This window comes from Sphingomonas sp. SL1004 (genome assembly GCF_057815015.1).
Genome location: NZ_JBYMUX010000001.1, coordinates 3,355,455 through 3,372,307 on the forward strand (window position 1 = coordinate 3,355,455; position 16,853 = coordinate 3,372,307).

At 59.1% G+C, this 16,853-nt stretch carries 17 protein-coding genes and 1 pseudogene; 7 read left to right on the forward strand and 11 right to left on the reverse strand.

Features of this window, described 5'->3' with window-relative positions; translation table 11 throughout:
- Window positions 1-37: 37 nt before the first annotated feature.
- Both AC3D24_RS15410 and AC3D24_RS15415 read right to left on the reverse strand, forming a co-directional pair.
- Window positions 38-1,423 carry a mechanosensitive ion channel family protein gene (locus AC3D24_RS15410; protein WP_489031967.1) on the reverse strand — a complete coding sequence of 462 codons (1,386 nt, stop codon included), beginning with the start codon at window positions 1,421-1,423 and terminating at the stop codon, window positions 38-40.
- Window positions 1,424-1,954: 531 nt separating this feature from the next.
- Window positions 1,955-2,122: a hypothetical protein gene (locus AC3D24_RS15415; protein ID WP_489031969.1), complete on the reverse strand. Its 168-nt coding sequence runs from the start codon at window positions 2,120-2,122 to the stop codon at window positions 1,955-1,957.
- A gap of 95 nt (window positions 2,123-2,217) precedes the next feature.
- Between AC3D24_RS15415 and AC3D24_RS15420 the strand changes: the two genes are divergently transcribed.
- Complete coding sequence (locus AC3D24_RS15420; RefSeq protein ID WP_489031971.1) at window positions 2,218-2,670, forward strand: DUF1622 domain-containing protein; 453 nt, start codon at window positions 2,218-2,220, stop codon at window positions 2,668-2,670.
- Window positions 2,671-2,797: 127 nt separating this feature from the next.
- Here AC3D24_RS15420 and AC3D24_RS15425 read toward each other — a convergent pair whose 3' ends face one another.
- The 8 genes from AC3D24_RS15425 to AC3D24_RS15460 form a co-directional block, all read right to left on the reverse strand.
- Window positions 2,798-3,121, reverse strand: coding sequence for a hypothetical protein (locus AC3D24_RS15425; protein WP_489031973.1), 324 nt, complete (start codon window positions 3,119-3,121; stop codon window positions 2,798-2,800).
- A 56-nt stretch (window positions 3,122-3,177) separates the two neighbouring features.
- A complete protein-coding gene (gene aqpZ, locus AC3D24_RS15430; RefSeq protein ID WP_489031975.1) occupies window positions 3,178-3,972 on the reverse strand; it encodes an aquaporin Z in 795 nt (264 codons plus the stop codon).
- A gap of 21 nt (window positions 3,973-3,993) precedes the next feature.
- Entirely contained in the window at window positions 3,994-5,889 is a 1,896-nt protein-coding gene (locus AC3D24_RS15435) for an AI-2E family transporter (RefSeq protein WP_489031977.1), read from the reverse strand.
- Entirely contained in the window at window positions 5,886-7,181 is a 1,296-nt protein-coding gene (locus AC3D24_RS15440; RefSeq protein ID WP_489031979.1) for a YihY/virulence factor BrkB family protein, read from the reverse strand. The genes AC3D24_RS15435 and AC3D24_RS15440 overlap by 4 nt, the downstream gene beginning before the upstream one ends.
- Before the next feature lie 6 nt (window positions 7,182-7,187).
- Entirely contained in the window at window positions 7,188-7,538 is a 351-nt protein-coding gene (locus AC3D24_RS15445) for a hypothetical protein (protein WP_489031981.1), read from the reverse strand.
- A 50-nt stretch (window positions 7,539-7,588) separates the two neighbouring features.
- Window positions 7,589-8,044, reverse strand: a complete 456-nt coding sequence (locus AC3D24_RS15450; RefSeq protein ID WP_489031983.1) for a PA2169 family four-helix-bundle protein — start codon at window positions 8,042-8,044, stop codon at window positions 7,589-7,591.
- Complete coding sequence (locus AC3D24_RS15455) at window positions 8,031-8,216, reverse strand: CsbD family protein (protein WP_489031985.1); 186 nt, start codon at window positions 8,214-8,216, stop codon at window positions 8,031-8,033. Before AC3D24_RS15455 ends, AC3D24_RS15450 begins: the two co-directional genes overlap by 14 nt.
- Window positions 8,217-8,351: 135 nt before the next feature.
- A complete protein-coding gene (locus AC3D24_RS15460; RefSeq protein ID WP_489031987.1) occupies window positions 8,352-9,866 on the reverse strand; it encodes a helix-turn-helix transcriptional regulator in 1,515 nt (504 codons plus the stop codon).
- 166 nt (window positions 9,867-10,032) lie between these two features.
- On the opposite strand from AC3D24_RS15460, the gene AC3D24_RS15465 reads away from it, so the two are divergent.
- The 6 genes from AC3D24_RS15465 (at window position 10,033) to AC3D24_RS15490 (ending at window position 16,011) form a co-directional block, all read left to right on the forward strand.
- On the forward strand, window positions 10,033-10,452 hold the full coding sequence (locus tag AC3D24_RS15465) for a CsbD family protein (RefSeq protein ID WP_489031989.1): 420 nt from the start codon (window positions 10,033-10,035) through the stop codon (window positions 10,450-10,452).
- 27 nt (window positions 10,453-10,479) lie between these two features.
- A complete protein-coding gene (locus AC3D24_RS15470; protein WP_489033176.1) occupies window positions 10,480-10,731 on the forward strand; it encodes a GlsB/YeaQ/YmgE family stress response membrane protein in 252 nt (83 codons plus the stop codon).
- 52 nt (window positions 10,732-10,783) lie between these two features.
- Window positions 10,784-10,966, forward strand: coding sequence for a CsbD family protein (locus AC3D24_RS15475; RefSeq protein ID WP_489031991.1), 183 nt, complete (start codon window positions 10,784-10,786; stop codon window positions 10,964-10,966).
- Between the two features lie 92 nt (window positions 10,967-11,058).
- On the forward strand, window positions 11,059-12,012 hold the full coding sequence (locus tag AC3D24_RS15480) for a mechanosensitive ion channel family protein (RefSeq protein WP_489031993.1): 954 nt from the start codon (window positions 11,059-11,061) through the stop codon (window positions 12,010-12,012).
- 167 nt (window positions 12,013-12,179) lie between these two features.
- Window positions 12,180-13,931 carry a PAS domain S-box protein gene (locus AC3D24_RS15485; RefSeq protein WP_489031995.1) on the forward strand — a complete coding sequence of 584 codons (1,752 nt, stop codon included), beginning with the start codon at window positions 12,180-12,182 and terminating at the stop codon, window positions 13,929-13,931.
- A gap of 487 nt (window positions 13,932-14,418) precedes the next feature.
- Window positions 14,419-16,011 (forward strand): response regulator, encoded by a 1,593-nt coding sequence (locus AC3D24_RS15490; protein WP_489031997.1) that lies wholly within the window; start codon window positions 14,419-14,421, stop codon window positions 16,009-16,011.
- A 17-nt stretch (window positions 16,012-16,028) separates the two neighbouring features.
- On the opposite strand, the pseudogene AC3D24_RS15495 reads toward AC3D24_RS15490, so the two are convergent.
- Window positions 16,029-16,843: pseudogene (locus tag AC3D24_RS15495) on the reverse strand (IS5 family transposase).
- Window positions 16,844-16,853 lie beyond the last annotated feature (10 nt).

Sequence of the window (16,853 nt, forward strand, 5' to 3'; positions counted from 1 at the left end):
GGCGTTCGGAAGACCGTGAGGCTGGAAGGCCGTTTGCCTACTCGTTCGCGATCGGGACGTCGTGACGCGGTGGGATGATCGGCGTCGAATTCTCTGCCAATGGGACGTGAAAACGCAAATCGCGTTGAGGCACAGGCATAGTGACGCCGTGTTCGTTGAACAGGTCCCAAATACGAAAGAAAACGTCGCTCGTAACGTTTCCCACTCCTGCCTCCGGACTGTCGATCCAGATCCTTAGGTCGAACTCGACCCCGTTGTCGCCAAAGGCCTTGATCCAGCATACGGGCGCGGGTTCTGTTAGCACGCGTGGCGAAATGCTGGCGGCTTCAACCGCGAGCCGTTGGGCCAGCCTCAAGTCGCAATCAAAGGAGACGCGAAATCCTACATGAATCCTGACGTCCCGGCTAGAGAAGGACCAGTTCTCAACCTCGTCGGTCATTAGCCTTTCGTTCGGGATCAGATGTTCCTTGCCGTCCCGGGTCAGGACCGAGACAGCGCGAACACCGATCTTGTTGACCCAGCCAAAGGTATCACCGACTGCGATGACGTCGCCGGGCTTAATTGATCGGTCGAGCAGCAGGATCAGACCTGCGATCAAATTACCGAGCGTTTTTTGCAGGCCGAAACCGATCGCCAGCCCAAACGCCCCCGAGAAAACTGCCAACGCAGTAAGATCTATGCCCAGCAGGTCGATCCCGACGAAGATAGCAACGGTGACGACGGTGATCTGAGCAAGCTTCTGGAACAGTACCCGTTGCGCTGCATCGAGCAGACGTGCCCGGCTAATCCAGCGCAGGATAAAGCCGAGCAACGCGCGGGCGGCAATGAACAAGAATAGCGACAGACCAACCGCGTTGACGACGTCAAGCAACGAGATGCGGCGGGTGCCTACACGCATGTTGGCGCGGTCTAATCCCGCTATGAGCGGCGCCAGACCACCCAGGCGACTTGCAAGCACGATAAATAGCAACGCGGCTGCGATCAGCGATGCAGCCCGGCTCTGCAGTCCGAGCGAACGGGCAATCTCGTACGCAAACGCCGCAACGGCGATAGCGAGGCCCGTGGCGAGGAGGAGATCCGCTCCCTGGTCCAGCCCGCGGACACCAAGGAAAGCTGCCAGGACCATCGCTGTTACGCCAGAGCGTGTAAGTGCCATCAGTCGCGATGAAATTACGTCGGCCTGCCTCGGTGCCAAGGCAGGTAGAAGGTAACGGCAGGCAAGACGTGCTGCGAGGACTCCTAGAAGCAGCGCGGTGCTCAGGATCGCGGCAGCGGCAATCAGGTCATGAAAAGGGAGCGCCGTCCAGCCGTCCAAATAGGTCTGCCACCACGCATCGTGTTCCAATCGGCTCTCCACTGCGAACTCCCCACCTTCATTTGCCGCAAAGCCCGCCTGAGTGTTAGCCAGACTTTGCAAGCGCATCAGCCGCTGTGGACATGAAGACTACGTGTCTCAAGTAGCGTTGCCATCTGAAAACCATGCGAAGCAGCCGCTGTTAAACGGCCCGCCCCCAGGGTCAGCCAAGGGCGAGCCGACCAGCCGCTCTTTCCGGGAGTAGGCTGGCACAGGATAAACACGTTGCGGCTCTAGGGGTTCAAATTGGTCGGCTGCAATGCAATGCGCAAAATGGCTAGGCCGTCGAAAAGGCACCGTGCCCACCGCCAACCGCAGCCGTGTGGGAAAACACATGGTAGTCGCCATCAGGGTTAGCGACGGCGTTTTGCGACGATCGAGAGGCTGCAGTCCGAAATCACCTGTTTGTCGCACAATCATGATTCAGACTAGGTTTGTCGTACATGCGGTGGGATAACGTCGCTTATGTGCGCCATTCAAAAACGCGTTGACGAGTTCCATTTCCTTCCCTGGCTAACGACGAGTGCGATAACAACGCCATCTTACGAAGATGATCGATCGGACGGGGAAACGGGCTGTTAATTGCTTACCAGTGAGGATTTAGGCATCTTCACACAATTCCTCGGCGAAATGAGCTTGTTGCTCGCGAAATTCGGCCAGTTCCAGATGCATGGCGGCTACTGGCACGGCTTTCGCCAGCAGCGCCAAATGCACCTGGTCACGAGCTTTCGCATGGAGGTGATCTACCAGTTCTTCGCATTCAGTCATGTAGCGGCTATCGACGCAATAGGTTAATGGATCGCAGGTGTTCCAATCGCGGGCTACGTCCGGTCGGGGGATACGTGGCCGGCCGGATAATAACGATGGCCACCACGCTCGCGCTCATCTCGAACACGATTTACAGTGACAGATCAGCGGAGTTGATCGGCGTGAATCAGGAAGCGTACTGGATCCATCTGGCGACCAGCGCCGTCGAGATCGTCGGCACCGCTATAATCGTCATCGGCGCGTTTGGGTCGCTCATCGTTTTTCTGATCGGCATGGTGACTGGTCGGTCATCACGATCGGTCCTGACGTCCGACTTCCGATCCAGTCTTGGCCGTTCGATCCTGCTTGGTCTGGAGTTTTTGGTCGCAGCAGACATCATCAATACCGTTGCGGTTGAACCGACGATCGAAAGCCTGCTGGTACTCGCCGGGATCGTCCTGATCCGCACTTTCTTGAGCTTCTCACTTGAAGTCGAAATCGATGGAAGGTGGCCGTGGCAGAAGGCAGGTGGCGTCGACCGACAAGGCACGCCACCAACTGAAGCCTGACCCTGCTACTGTTTCGGGAGAGCGTCCAACGCATCGATCAGGGGCTGTTTCGATATCTCGATCGAACCGCGGTTGGGTCGGTCTAGGTCGATCGTCATTGCGATCAGACTGTCGACGTTGCGGTCGATCAGTCTTTCAGCTTCTTGCCTGCCTTCTCGAGCAGATTTCCCGTGGCGTCGGCAGCCTTATCCGCCCCGTTGGAAATTGTGTTTCCAGCGCGATCGGTAGTTGCTTCGATCCTGTCGCCTGCGTTCGACAGGTGGTCGCCGGCGCGATCCGCGGCATGGTCCGTGGACGCATCTACCCGGTCGGCTGCATTGTCGGTCGTTGCGCTAACGTCCGCTGCGACAGCGTTGCCGGCCTGTGCGGATTGATCGCGTGCATTCTGACTACAAGCCGTGAGGGAAGCAACTGCCAGAACGGCTAGTGTCAGTGAGGTGTAGAGCTTCATAATATTTCCTTCGCTCGGTTGGGAGTGGGTGGCTGACGGAGGTCTGCGACCTCGGTCTAGCCTTTGAGATCGGGTGCAAGCTCGGCAGCGACGACCGCCTCGACAGCTGCCAATCTCTGCTCCTGCTCGGTCGGCAACGATTGGGTAGCTCGGCGCATGGAGAGCTGGGCACCCGGCTCGATCGGACGAATGACGGCGTAGACTGCAGCCGCGACCGCACCGCCGATCAGTGGCGCCACGATGAACAGCCAGAGCTGAGACAGGGCCGCGGGCCCCGCGAATAGCGCTGGACCTATGCTGCGCGCGGGATTGACCGACGTATTGGTCACAGGAATCGAGACGAGATGGATCAGCGTCAGGCATAAACCGATGGCAATGCCGGCGAATCCGACCGGAGCAGCGAAGTCCGTCGCGCCTAGGATCGTCAAAACTAGTAACGCGGTGAGCGTTACCTCGATCAGGAACGCAGCGGACATGCTGTAACCGTCAGGAGAACGGGCGCCGTAGCCGTTCGAGGCAAAACCACTCGTGACCGCGTCGAAGTGGCCGGTGCCCGATGCGATAGCGTACAGCAATGCGGCCGCGAGGATGGAACCCAGGATCTGGGCTGCCATATAGCCAGGTGCACGTCGAGCGTCGAACTTGCGGCTAAGCACCATCCCGAGCGTGACCGCTGGGTTGAGGTGGCAGCCGGAGATGGGACCAACGGTATAGATCATCGCCAGCAGCGACAGCCCGAACGCCGCAGCGACCCCAGCGAAACCGATGTGCCCGCCTGCCAGAACAGCGCTGCCACATCCTCCAAATACCAGCACGAATGTGCCAATCAACTCCCCCAGATATGGCCTCATCGTCAGTCCTCTTTCGGTTTTTTATGCAGCCGAGCGAACGGCATCGCTGCCAATGCGCAGCTGGTCTATCTCGTCCACGGCGCTGGCTAGCGAACCGACGTAGCGGTCAGCCCCAAGCGCACGCTGGATCTCGGCATCGCTGAGCGCGGCTTCGCCCTGCGGCCACAACCCGACGACGATGCGGGCGGCCGGCGCTCGCTCCCGCAGGCGGCGAACAAGATACCGGAGCTGTGCTGGCGAGCCGGTCACCTCCAGATACGAGACCGCGATAACGGCGATACCGGTAAGGTCGAGCGTGGCGATACGATCGCGTGAGACATCGCCGTTGGGAATGATCTTCGCCATCGATCCCCGCTGACCGAGCAATTGGACCAACATGGCAGAAACGGCGTCGTCGAACGGACCGTGCCCAGCCACGCAGGCCACCGCGACCGGTCCCGCCACAGGTGTTTCGGCCTTTGCGCGCGGTGCCAAATCTTCGATCACGTCGAGCATCGAGCGCGTCATCTTCGTCGCGCCTGCTTTGTCGATCGTACCGCGCGCCTCATCTTCCACGGCGAGCTTAAGCCCTTCGAGCACGACGCCGTCATAATACTCGGTCAGCGAGCGGTCACCCAGCAGCGTTTCGGCCTGCGCCAGCGCCTCATCGGGATTATTCGCCAGAATCCGCTGATAGAAGCTCTCGACCGGCGTCAAAGCCGGTCGGTCGCCGAGCAAGACATCGAAAAACTCGAGGCTTTTCACATGGCGACCCATCACGACGAGGCACAGAGTGAGGGGCGTCGACATGATGAGGCCGATCGGCCCCCACAGCCACGTCCAAAAAATCGCCGAGACGATGACCGACACCGGCGAAAGCCCAGTGGAATGACCGTAGAGCAGCGGTTCGACGACATAGCCGGTGATCGGCTCGACGATGACGAAGAGCGCAATGACCTCGATCGTCATTGTCCAGCCGGGATCGACAGCAGCGGCAAGTGCCGCGGGTGCGACGGCTGCAAGGAAGGAGCCAATATACGGCACGAACCGGAGCAGCCCTGCCATAAGCCCCCACATCGCCGAAGATGGGACGCCGATCGCCCATAAGCCAAGTCCGATGACGACACCAAAGCAGGTGTTTACCGCCAACTGCGACAGGAAGTACCTGCTAAGGCGCTGACCGGCGTCGTCCATTGCCCGCGTCGTCCGGTGGAGGTCGCTCGATCCGAACACACGGATAAACCGGTCGCGCAGGTCCTCCTTCTGCATGAGGACGAAGATCGCGACGATGAGCACGATGACCGTCGTTTCCAGCGGGCCGAGGATCGGAGCCAGCACCGTCTTAGCTATGGTGAACGGCGAGGTGCTCTCCTGGACGACTTCAACGGGAACGGGCTTGCGGGGCCCTCCGGTCGCCGGACGCGCTGCGTCGAGGTTTGGCGAGGGACCAGCAGACGCTACCGCAGGCGCCACGGACTTGTTTCCGCCAAGCTGCTTCGTGATCGAAGCCATGCGCGACAAGGCAAAACCCTGGACGCCCTTCACCTTTGCCTCGATCGTTTGCGCATATTGCGGGGCATTCGCCGACAGCGAGGCCGCCTGACTGCCGATGAGCGTACCAATCAGCCCTAATAGGCCCAAGGCGGCCAGCACGGTCAGAATGACCGCCGGCGCGCGCCACAATCGGAGCTTCTGGAGCATGTTAACGACCGGCGAGAGAACAAACGACAGCATCACAGCAAGTGTGATCGGGATCAGCACCTCCTGACCGAAATAGAGCGCGGCGATGACCAGCGTTCCGACGGCAACGCCGGCCAGGGTCTTGAGTTCAGGCGCTGACACGGGCCGGATCTGTGCGGCACCTTCGGGCGCGGGTACGGCATCGCGACTACCGGTTATGACATCCTTGTAGCCTGCTACATTGTCGCCGTTGCTCATGACGTTGCTCGCTCTGCTAATTCATCGGCCGAAGCCCGTATTTTGGCTTGAGCGCGAAGGGTGAGCGCCGCACCGAGCGCAAGGCAAGCAAATCCGTGGTTCGCGCGGTGTCGCTGCCCCATCAACGTCAGACCCAGCGAGACGAGCGTCGCGGGTATAATACCGATCTGGACATCGCCGACGTGCCGGGACGCTCTGGATGCTATCGTGCCGGCAACGAGCGGCGCCAGTATCACTCCGCGATTAGCCGGCGCGTATGAACTCGGCGAAGCTGGTTCGGGCGCATCATTCGTGTCGTCGGACCCGTTTGCGCAGGTGTCGGCCATCACAGCCCCACGGTCGCCAATCGCGGTATCGGGCCCAGTCGTGGTGTCTTGCGCGGTTTGCCGTTCGATCTCGGCATTGAGCTCCGAGCCCAAGAGCACGACGAACGCAGTGACGTAGAGCCACATCAGAAACGAGACGACGGCACCGAGCGCGCCGTAGGTTGCATTATAACCGGCGAAGCGGCTTACATAGAGGCCGAACAGGAAAGTCGCGAGTAGCGCGCCGATGCTCGCAAACACCGCTCCTGGGGTCAACCATGTCCATTTCGCATCTTCGCGATCCGGCCCGTACCGATAGACCACCGCAACTAGTCCGCTCGCAATCAATGCCGTGAAGAGCCACAATCCTCCCGTGATGAGCGGCGCTGCAAAACCGGGCAGATGGATCAGGGTGCCGATCAGGCTCATAGCACCGATCGCGCTCATCGCGACGATCGCGACCAGGATGGCCCCGACGGTGAGCGCAAGAGAGAGCCCTGTGGTACGAAAAAAGTTCCGCGTTTCTCGCTCGCCGTAAGTCACGTTAAGCGCACCGATAATCGACGTTGCACCGCGCATCGCACCATAGATTGCAAGCAGGATGGCGATGATGAGGCCTACGGTGGTGCGGGTAACCGGCGTTTCCGTCAGGCTCTTCATCTGATCGGCAACGATCTTTGCAGCGTCGGTCGGCAAGATCTGCATCAGAGTCTGCATATGGGTCGTGACGTCGCTAGGATCAGCGACGATGCCGTAGATCAGAACGATAGCGGCAAGCATCGGCACGAACGCCAGGAAGCTGTAAAAGGCGACGCCGGCTGCGAGCAGGCTGATATTGTCCTCGCCAGTCTCGGACCAGGTCCGCTTGGCAATGTCCCACCAGCCCGCACGCGGAATTTGCCAGAATTCCCGAGCCGAACGGCCATGAGCGCCTCCGGCAGCTGGTGCCGCTTTGCGATTTTCGGACCCGGTCTGTGCAGAGGTCATGCGACGTTACTGCCTGACAGCCTTGGCGCGCTGGTCAAAGACAGACGCTCGCTTGTCCGCTTCATCACGCAGTTGCTTTGCCTGTGCCTCGAGCTTGTCCGCCTTCTGGTCGGCTTCCTCTCGAATAGCGTCACCCTGCTGTTTGATCGCGTCGGCCTGCGCGTCGCGCGCTTTGTTGGCCGCGCTGGTCGCCCGATCTTGCGCTTCGCCGGCCTTCTCGTTTGGACCGTCGCTGGAATACGGCCGCCCGGCAGCAGCGGCGTCCGCCTTGTCTTTGGCTTCTCCAGCCTTCTCGCCCGGTCCCTGACATGCCGCCAAGGCCAAACATGCGGCAAGCGTGATGATCGACGCCCTCATCATTTCATCCTTACTAAGGTGGGAAACGGCGATGCCGCTCCTCACTGGTATCAGTTGGAGCCGTGAAGGCTGTGCTTAAGATCGCGCATCTGGTCATGACCGGCACGGACCGAGCCATAAGCTTCGTCGATGGCTGAGCGCACCTGCGGGGACAGCGCATTGTCCTTCATCGCATCTTCAAACTTGGCTTTGATGTGGTCCTCGCCACGCTCGACCTCATCGACGATATTCGTATCACCGCCGCTGATGCTGTTACGCAGGTTGGTGAACATGCGGTGCGCCTTGCCGAGAATAGTACCGTCATCCTCCGGTTCACCACCGAGGCCCACGACGTGAGCCTGCAGCGTCTTGGCGACTTGCTGGCGCTCGGTAGCGCGAGCGGTAAACATCGCGCCGTAACGGCTGTTGCCGATATCCTTGGCGGCTTCGGCGTATCCGTCTGCACTATCGAGCGTTGTCTCGATCAAGCCATTGAGGACGCTGACATCATGGTCATGGTCGGCCATTTGAATTCTCCTGTCGGGCTACGCCTGCGGCACCATTATGGTTGGCAGCCGTAGCTGCTGCCTTCTCGGCGCCACCCTCGGCTGCCGTGGCATCGTCACCCATCAGTTTCGCGATGGCCTCTTTGATAGAGGCACGAGACTGGCGAGCTTCATTCGCGGGACGGTCGGTCATGGGCGACTCCTTTTAGGGAAGCGTCTGACAAGCGGACACCTCAACGGATGACAGTTAGCCGCGCCTCAATCTGCTCGAAAGAGACGCCTGCGTCAGCGCCACAGGCGTAATTGTATCAACACTGCAAAAAAGGTGTCAGCCCACCTTCGGCGGTTTCACAGGCGTCTTCGCCAGCCCGCGTTCACGCGCCCAGACAATCGCGGCACCGCGCTTGTTGACGCCGATTTTACCGTAAATGCGGCCGATATGATTGCGAACCGTAGTCCGCGACATGCCCAGCGCCAATGCGATTGCGGCATCGTCCTCGCCCTGGCATGCCAGCCCCAGAACCTCCTTTTCCCGGGACGTCAGCTCGGTAATGTCTTTGGTCGGCTCTCCCGACTGCTGCGCACGCAGATTGGCGAGCTTCTCGACGACGTTGCGGCTGAACCAGCTCGCGTCGCTCATGACGGTTTCGATAGCCGTCACCAGTTCCATCTCGGAGTGACGCCGTTCGGTGATGTCCTGAATGACCCACAGCACACACGGATCACCCGCCATGTCGATCGTTGCAGCAGACACGAAACAGTCGAGCATGCCACCCTTGCGGGTTCGTACTTTGGCATCTGCACCCTGTAACCCGCCGGTCCGTTCTACTGCGTCCTCCAACCGCCTCCGCGTAACTGAATTGTCCCACAAAGTTAGCTCTCCGGGACTGCGGCCGAGCGTGCCGCCCGCCTCATGTCCTGTCATTGCGTAAAAGGCGCGGTTCGCATTTAACAGGCTATGATTCCTAAGTGACGCGATGACCATCGCGACGGGTGCCAGATCGAACGCTTTTTGAAACCGTTCCTCGCTTGATCGCAGTGCTGTCTCTGCTTTTCGCCGCGGTTCTAGATCGGCGAAGGTAAAGAGCATGCAGCACTCATCGCCAATGTCGATCGGCTGGCCCGCGACGAGGACCAGCTTGTCGGTGCCGTCAGGCAGTGCAAGCTCGGTTTCCATCTGGGGCACGGATTTACCGTCGGCGAGTCTTGCGTGCGCGGTTTCACGATCCGCAGCACGGGTAAAAAGATCGAGCTCGTAGACGGTCCGCCCAACGATCGCGTCGGACTTGAACCCCGTCATGTCGAGAAAGCCCTGGTTCACTTTGATAAGGCGAAGATCCGACAGACGTCCGATCATTGCAGGTGCGGGATTTGCGTTGAACGCCTGGCTAAAGCGCTCCTCGGCCTGCGCACGTTCGGTAATATCGAGCAGGACCAGGACCAGGCAATCCGGATCGCCCTTTTTGTCGACGAGCACGAGACTTCGGATCTGGTGTACCCAGCGCGGGTCTTCGTCTCCGGCAGGGGTCACCTCTACCGTGACTTCAGTGAAGGCCTCTCCCGACAAAACACGGTCAATCGGGTATTCGCCGATTTCGAGCCGATGATTGTTGCGATAGCGTAACGCAAAGCGCTGCCGATATTCGTCAACGGTTTCACCTAACGCGTCGAGCGTTCCGACGCCGTGCATGCGAAGCGCGGCATCGTTGGCCCATAGGATTGTCTGGTCGGGATGGATCAGCATGACGCCTTCGGTTAGTCCGGCGACGATCAGTCGGAGATTACCGAGATCAGCTGTATCCTTGATGCCCACGAGCCCTCGGACTTCCGCTTTGTCCCCCATAATCACTTCCCACCCTTCAAAGCTACAGCCAGACCCTATGATCGCTCGTCACAGGTAGCACCAGAATGGCTTGTATCAGAACGCCTGATGCAACCGCATCTTTTACGACATCGTGGCTAGTCGTATCTCGTTATTGGCGTCGCGAACGGCGATCGGGAGATTGGGCATGAACGAAGACAGGATCGTCGGAGCGGGCCGGGAACTGCTGGGAAAAGGTGAGCGCAAGCTCGGCGACGTGACCGGCAGCGAGAGCCTACAAGGCGACGGGGTTGTCGATCAGGTCGCCGGTGCCGTCCAGCATGGCTATGGTAAGGTCAGGGATGTGATTTCGGAGGTTGTCGATGACGCGCCGGGCACTGTTGCCGGCGTCATCGACCGTGGTCGCGAACTTGGCCGCAAAGGGGACGAGGCGATCCGCGATCGCATGGGCGATAATGGGCCGCTCTACCTGATCGGGGGTGCGATCGCGTTGTTCGCGATCGGTGCGTTCGTATTGGCGCGATCTTCGGCCGCCACGGCGCCCGAGCCCAAAATGCGTCGCGTTGCCGCTAAACGTACCTCGACGACCGCCAGATCCGACGGCTGACATTAGAATCAACAGGAGAATGACATGATCGGTATCCTCATCTGGCTCGTTATCGGCGGTGTTGTCGGTTGGCTAGCGGGCCTCATCATGCGCGATAACAACGGCATCGTCCTCAATGTGATCGTTGGCATCGTCGGTGCGTTCATTGGCGGGCTGATCATCAACGGCGGTTCAATCAACGAGGCGCCGCTGAACATCACGTCGTTCCTCGTGTCGCTGCTAGGCGCAGTACTCCTGCTTGCGATAGTCAACCTCATTCGCCGCGGTTCTGCGCGCTGAAATTTCTGCTTAGATTTCTGCTTAGATACGCTTTCAACCAAGGAGAAGAACGATGGGTGAATTCACCGACAAGCTGGACGCGGCCGGCAACAAGATCGCTGGCAACGTCAAGGAAGGCATTGGCAAGATGACCGGAAACGAAAAGCTTGAAGCTGAAGGCAAGGCGCAGGAGCTGAAGGGCTCTGCGCAGAACGTCAAGGGCAACGTCAAGGGCGCGCTCGGCGACGACATCTAAGACGCTAGGTCAAACTGCAGAGGCCGGCCAACGCTCGCGTTGGCCGGCCTTGTTCTGTCCGGCGTGAAGTCGGTTGCGCGGAGATAACGACGATGGAATTCCTTGGCATCAAGTGGGTTGGGGTCACCCCTGAGAACGGGCAGAAGCTGCTACTCTCGCTTGCCTTTGTCACGATCGTCGTTGTCGTAAGCCGGACGCTGCGCTGGTTAGTTGGCCTGGCGCTTCGAAAGACCGATCACTCGTCGATCCAAACCAAGTTCTGGACACGGCAAGGTATCAGCCTGCTCAGTGCGATCATCCTTATACTCGGCTTGCTGTCGATCTGGTTCAGCGATCCTACCCGCCTCGCTACCGCACTTGGCCTAGTGAGCGCCGGCCTTGCCTTTGCGCTGCAACAACCTGTGACTTCGATCGCAGGATATTTCGTCATCTTGCGCGGTGCCACTTTCAATGTTGGCGACCGCATCTCGATGGGGGGCGTCCGGGGCGATGTCATCCGCCTCGGCTTTATCCAGACCACGATTATGGAAATGGGACAACCGCCCAGCGTTCAGGGCGCAGACCCCGCGATGTGGGTCAAGAGCCGGCAGTTCACCGGACGCATCGTGACGGTCAGCAACGCCAAGATCTTCGCAGAGCCGGTTTATAACTATACGCGCGACTTCCCGTTTATCTGGGAGGAGATGGCGATCCCGATCACATACGAAGCCGACCGCGCGAAGGTCGAGGCCGTAATGCTCGACGCGGCGAATCGTTTTGCCGGCCGGGCAGAGGAGATTGCAGCCGAAGCCAAGACAGAGCTTCAGGCGCGGTTCGGGGTCGATCCAATCGACCTAGATCCAAAGGTGTTCTACCGGATCACGGACAATTGGCTCGAACTGACCGTGCGCTTTATTGTCACCACCCACGGCATCCGCGGCATCAAGGACGCTATGAGCCGCCACATTTTGGCGGGTCTCGACGAGGCAGGTATCGGAATCGCATCGGCAACGTACGACATTGTTGGTTTTCCACCCGTTGAGGTAAAGAGGCAAGAAGATGAATGAGTGCGGTGATATAGGGGCCGTCGGTCAGCCACCTCCAACTCCGAGTTAAAAAGTGCCAAGCTGATGGAAACCCGCCGCGCATGTCCCAATTCTCAAGGTATCGACTTATCGCTAGCTCAGCTGAACGAGGCGGGCATTCGGGCTGCGCTATGATGGCGTAAGACATAATGAACGCGAAGACATCGTCGATACTGAACCGCCTGCTGGGTTGGTCGCTGACGCAACGCCTGTCCCCCGGCAGCCGGTATATGATCGCAACGCTGATGATCGTGACGGTCGGGTTGATCCGTGCGCTGCTCATCACTGCGCTGGTACCGTGGCTACTCTTTATGCCCGCAGTGCTGATGATCGGCCTGTTGCTGGGACGCAACCCCGGCATCTACGGTGCTACTCTGGCCGCGATCGTCGCAGGCCTGTCGATTGGCAGCCTGTCCAACCCTGTTTGGCTAAGCGGTGCGCAGTGGATCGGCAGCGTCCTGTTCCTTGTCATAGCCAGCGGCATAGCTGCCCTGGGTGCGGAGCTTCGCGCCGCATTTGCGGACCGGGAAACGGCCTACGCCTCATTGGCTGCAAGAGAGGGGTTTCTTGCCAGCGTGTTGGCCAGCTCGACCGACTGCATCAAGGTTCTTGATCTGGAAGGCAAGATGACCTTCATGTCCGAAGGCGGCCAGAAGATCATGGAGGTGAGCGACTTCAGCACGATCGTCGGGTGCCCGTGGCCTGACTTCTGGCATGCGCAGGGCAACGCACAAGCTGTAGCCGCGATTGAGGGAGCCCGTGCCGGAAAGGCTAGCAGCTTCACGGGCAATGCAGAGACGATGGCGGGTAACATGCGGTGGTGGAACGTCGCCGTGAGCCCGATCCGTGACGCGACCGGCAGGCCCGAGCGCATCTTGTCGGTCTCCCGCGACATCACCGCAGGGCGTGAACAGGAAATTGAACGGGCGCAGCTCGCGCGCATCGTCGAGAACAGCGGCGACTTCATCAGCATGGCGGATCTTGGTGGCGACGTTTTCTTCCTGAACGACGCCGCCTGCCGCTTAGTGGGCCTGGCTCCGGCGGACTTAGAAAAGATCAGCATCGCCGACTTCTTTCCACCAGAGGAGGCGGCAATCGTCCGCGACGAAGTGCTGCCGGCCGTTTCGCAGTATGGTAGCTGGTCGGGGGAGCGGATGTTCCGACACTTCGCCACCGGGGAGCTGATCCCCGTCTTTCAAACCGTCTTCCCGGTGGTCGATTTTGACGGGAAGCTCGTCGGCTACGGGACGGTCACGCGCGATCTGCGCGAGCGCAAGAAGGCGGAGGAACAGCAGCTTCTTCTCAACAACGAGTTGAGCCACCGTCTCAAGAACGTGCTCGCCGTCGTCCAGTCTGTCGCATCGCAATCCTTGCGTCAGGCGGACGATCTCGCCTCCGCAGGCGACGCGCTTTCGTCACGGCTTGCTGCCCTTGGGCAGGCGACAGACATTCTGACGGCGCGATCCTGGTCTTCCGCCAACCTCTGCGATCTGGTTGCAAAGGCACTCGCTCCGCATGGCGGTATCGGTGACCGGATTACGGTCGAAGGACCGCCCATCATTTTAGTACCCGAAGTCACGTTAGCGTTTGCGCTGGCGCTGCACGAACTTGCGACAAACGCTGTAAAATACGGTGCGTTGTCGAACGAAACGGGCCGCGTCGGTCTGTGCTGGTCGGTCATACGCGGATCTAACGAATCGGCGCAGCGCTTCAGGATGGTATGGCAAGAGTTTGGGGGGCCCGAGGTTACTGCACCCATCCGCCGCGGGTTCGGTTCAATGATGATCGAGCGGTCGCTGAAATCCTATTTTAAGGGAACGGCTTTGCTCGAATATCCGGCAGATGGCTTGGTGTTTACCCTCGACGCTCCGCTGACAAACGCAGGGCGGATCAGCGAGTGAAATTATTACCCAAGCCAAGATACCAGCCATAAAAAAATACTTGTTTGTCGTGGTAAATCATCATTCTTTGCGGCAAAAGGTTTTTCTGGAAAAGCGCATTTTTTTTTGGTTGTCATAATTTTTAATACGACAATTGTCCCGATTTTGCCGAAATATATAAATTATGTAATTCGGCGCGCCTTACCGCATGTAATACTGAATACGCGATCGGTTCGTGGCCTTCCTCACTTTACCTGCCGCGTCCATTGTGAAACTACTTACATTCCGGGTTCACTTATTGGTTGCGTCACGGCCTAAATCCCTGAGAGGTGACGTTTTGCGCTGAAGAACCGTGCCGATCAGCACCGATATCTATCGGTTCAACAAAGTATTTGCGAATTCGTCAAATGCGTGATCGGCGTTGTCTCCAAAATGGTTCTTCATGCGTTCGTGGTGATGGACATGCCAGCCAGCGACGCACTTTAAAAAAACTAGGATATTTCGGCACATGCAAGATCGAGCGCCGGATGAATCGAACGGAGATCAGGACCACGCAGGGTCGATCGCTGGCGAGCGGCAGATCGCACGAGAACTAGAAGCAACAAGGGCAAGCTTGGAGGTCGCACTTTCCGCGGCCGATATGGGCGGTTGGGATATCGACCTCGCAACCGGCAGTGCACGGCGGACACCCCGTCATGATAGGATTTTCGGCTACAGCGAGATGCTGCCCGATTGGACCATTGATATCTTTTTATCGCATGTCGAGCAAAGCCACAGGCACCTAACAGCCAAGGCCTTCGAGAAAGCTTCGCGCACAGGCCTGCTGGATATCGAATGTCCGATCGATGCGGCTGATGGCACATCAAAGTGGATCGTGGCCAAGGGGCGTCTCATGCACGATGAGGCAGGTGCACCAACCCGTATGGCCGGTGTGATCTTTGATATCACGGTACGCAAGGAAACCGAGGCGCAACTTGCCCAGGCGCAAAAGATGGAAGCCGTGGGCCAGTTGACCGGAGGCGTCGCGCACGACTTCAACAATCTACTGACGGTGATCCGGGGATCGGTCGATCTGCTGCGTCGCCCGGAAATCGAGGATAGCCGCAAGACCCGGTATATCGATGCAATAGGCGAGAGTGCCGATCGGGCAGCCAAGCTGACCGCGCAATTACTAGCCTTCGCGCGGCGTCAGGCGTTAGCACCGGAGGTTTTCGACTGCGGTCAGAGCGTCGAAGAGGTCGGTACGATCGTCCGCACCCTGGTGGGACCGCGAATTAAACTTGTCACTAACGTGCCGGAAGATACCAGCTTTGTGTTGGCGGATCGTGGTCAATTCGACACCGCCATCGTAAATATGTGTATTAACGGCCGCGATGCCATGGATGGCGAGGGAGATCTGTCGATCGCCATTGGGCCAGTTTCTGGTATTCCCGCCATTCGGTCCCATGAACCCGTTGTTGGCGATTTCATCGCCGTTACGATCAGCGATACAGGAAGTGGCATCGATGCGGATACAGCCACGCGCGTCTTCGAGCCGTTTTTCACAACGAAGAGCCTGGGTCATGGAACGGGCCTAGGGCTGTCACAGGTGTTCGGCTTTGCTAAGCAATCCGAAGGCGACGTTCGGGTCGACAGCGTGATCGGCGAAGGCACGACATTCACCCTCTACCTACCGCGGGCCGGCCACGGAGGCGAGACAGCAGACGATGCGGATACGGCTGCAAAAGTTGATGGCGACGGCGCAAGCGTGCTTGTCGTGGAGGACAACGAGCAGGTCGGAGAGTTTGCGATCGAGGCGCTAAGAGAACTCGGCTACAAAACCGTGTTGGCGAACGATGCATCGGAAGCGCTGGCTCAGCTTCGTGCCGATCGCGACGTATTCGACATTGTGTTTTCCGATGTTGTCATGCCTGGAATGAACGGCCTCGAGATGGCCCAGGAGGTGCGGCGGCTTTACCCTGACTTGCCAGTCATTTTGACCAGCGGGTACAGCCATGTCCTCGCTAAAAATGGCCAGCACGGGTTCGAACTTTTGCATAAACCATATTCTGTACAGCAGCTATCGCGTGTATTACAGAAAGGTTTAACTTGGCGACTATAGTTATTCTGAATCATAAACTAGGCCACGTGGACAAAGGGCAGCCACAGCGTAACTGATGCGAGCGCGACGAAGCCGAGATATGACTCTGCTGTCTTGTCATAACGCGTTGCGACACGGCGCCAGTTCTTGAGCTTGCTGAACAAACGCTCGACGAGATTGCGCCAACGGTATTTCTCGCGATCATGCGGTATCGGTATGCGGCGGTTACTTCTGGTTGGAATGACCGCCTCGACATCCGCCCTGGCGAGTTCCTGGCGGATGGCATCAGCGTCATAGCCCTTATCGGCAAGCAGGGCCTCGATCCGGTCAGCCAGCATCCCGAACAAGGGCCCGAAGCCCTTCACGTCGTGGGCCTGGCCCGGCGTCAGGACGAAACATAGCGGTCGCCCCTGACCATCACAGCGGGCGTGCAGCTTGGTTGTGAAGCCGCCTCGCGAACGGCCGAGCCCTTCGAATTCTTGATCCCTTTTTTTAGCCCGACGGCGCAGTGGTGCGCCCGGACTACGGTGCTGTCGATCATGTCGGCGCTGACATCCCGCTCGACGACAGCGGCCAGGGTCTCCAGCATGGCTTCGAACACGCCCGTCACGACCCAGCGACGATACCGCCGGAACACGCTGTTCCACTTGCCATATTCATCCGGCAAATGCCGCCATTGCGCGCCTGTCCGCGCCATCCACACCATGCCTTCGAAATAGGGCCGGTTGTCTCCCGCGGGTCGGCAGCCACGTCCTCGCTCCGACGGCAGCAGGGGCCCGATCAGAGCCCACTCATCATCCGAAACCCCAATCCGCTCGCCCAACGCCGCCTCCAAAAGACAGCCTTGAATCAACCGATCAGAC